Consider the following 1,650-nt stretch of genomic DNA (forward strand, 5'->3'; position numbering starts at 1 on the left):
CGGGCGACAACGTGACCATGGACGTCACGCTGATCGTGCCGGTGGCCATGGAGGAGAAGCTGCGCTTCGCCATCCGCGAAGGCGGACGCACCGTCGGCGCCGGCGTCGTCGCCGCCATCAACGCGTAAGCCGCTCGAAGCGAGCGATTCGGCACGGCCGGCGGTCTCCGCCGGCCGTTTTGCGTCGCCGAGGCCGTGGAATCGGGTCCAAGCCCCGTCGTCACCGCCTCAAATCGGCGTTCCCTCAGCCGCGACGGCCCCGGAGCTTGACACGAGGCATCCGGTTTATTTTCTTGATGCCCGTGGTCTGCGGCGGATCCTCAGGAATGATCACCTCGATCGAGTTTCCGCGGCCGACGCGCCGTCTGCTGCTCGCCGCCGCCGCGAGCGCGATCCTGATCCGCCCGGCCTGCGCGGACGCCCTCAGCGACGGACGCTTCCGCGCCGAGGTGGCGGCCGTCCTGCGGGCGATGCTGCCCGGGGCCGAGATCCTCCCCGACCCCGATCCGAAGCAGATCCTGTTCGGCGGCAGCACGATCGCTCTGACCAACCTCTATCCGCGCGTCGCCCCGCTCGCCGGCGACGCGCGCCGGCGACTGATCGAGACGCACCTCGCCACCGCGCTGAAGGCCGTGAACGCGCCGCCGTCGACCGGAGAGCCGAGTCTCGCGGCGGTGCGCACGCAGTTGCGGGTGCAGCTTCTGCCGCGCGAAATTCTGCGGCAGGTGCCGGACCTCGCCACGCGGACCTTCTCCGAGACCCTGGTCGTGGCCTACGTCATCGATGGGACGGACCGGATGCGCTACCTGACCCGGTCGATGCTCGACAGGTGGGGCGTCGGCGCCGGGGCGATCCCGATCGCCATCGAGGCTCCGGCGCCGGCCAACCTCGCCGAGGCCTCGAGGGACGCCGCGTTCGCGCTCGCGGTCGCCGACGGCACGCCCATCTTCGTCATGACGAGCGAGGACGACAACGACGACGCCGCCCGCCTGATGCTGCCGAGCTATCTCGACAGGGTCCGGGGCGCGTTGAAGGCGGAAGCCGTCACCGTCGCGATCCCGACGCGCGACCTGCTCATGGCGTGGCCCGCCGACAGCAAGGCCCGCGCCGGCTTCGCCGCGGAGGTGCGCGACCGGCTGCGGAAGGGACCCTACGGCCGAAGCGACGAGCTGTTCCACGCCGACGCCGCGGGATTGCGGCCGCTGACGGCGGCCGAGCGGGCCGATCACGGCCGCTGACGCATTTCCCGCCCGGCCGGGCCTTGCATCCCGGCGCCCGATCGGGCATTGGGCGACACGATAGGAGTGTAGCTCAACTGGTCAGAGCGCCGGTCTCCAAAACCGGAGGTTGCGGGTTCGAGTCCCTCCACTCCTGCCAGTCTACAGCGCCTTCCAGCCACCAGCGCCTGCCCATCTCCCATTCCCGCGACGTGCCGCGGCTGTCGACAACCCCGACGACTTGCGCTAGAGCGGGCGCACTCCGAGATCGATGGCGGCTGTCGGTTCGGGCTCGTTCGAGCGAGCTTCCGAACCCGTCGTCATTCTCGAAACCCGGTTCCTGACGCCATGGCATCGAACGAAGCGACCAAGAAGGCCGATCCGGCGCGCAGCCCGGTCCGCGGCGCGGCCTCGCAGCCGCCGCAGCGCAACGC

1 protein-coding gene, 1 tRNA gene and 1 pseudogene are annotated in these 1,650 nt (G+C 70.8%); all 3 read left to right on the top strand.

Annotated elements, in window-relative coordinates:
* Window positions 1-128 (top strand): annotated as a pseudogene (tuf, locus tag FV222_RS25260) (elongation factor Tu); the annotation flags it as partial.
* Window positions 129-325: 197 nt separating this feature from the next.
* On the top strand, window positions 326-1,237 hold the full coding sequence (locus FV222_RS25265; RefSeq protein WP_147815933.1) for a hypothetical protein: 912 nt from the start codon (window positions 326-328) through the stop codon (window positions 1,235-1,237).
* A gap of 62 nt (window positions 1,238-1,299) precedes the next feature.
* Window positions 1,300-1,376: transfer RNA gene (locus FV222_RS25270), tRNA-Trp, on the top strand.
* Window positions 1,377-1,650 lie beyond the last annotated feature (274 nt).

Origin of the sequence: Methylobacterium sp. WL103 (genome assembly GCF_008039885.1) — a bacterium.
Classification (GTDB): domain Bacteria; phylum Pseudomonadota; class Alphaproteobacteria; order Rhizobiales; family Beijerinckiaceae; genus Methylobacterium; species Methylobacterium cerastii.

Excerpts from the sequence above, each read along its gene's own strand:
- FV222_RS25265 (WP_147815933.1), top strand. The coding sequence starts at position 326 with ATGATCACCTCGATCGAGTTTCCGCGGCCGACGCGCCGTCTGCTGCTC.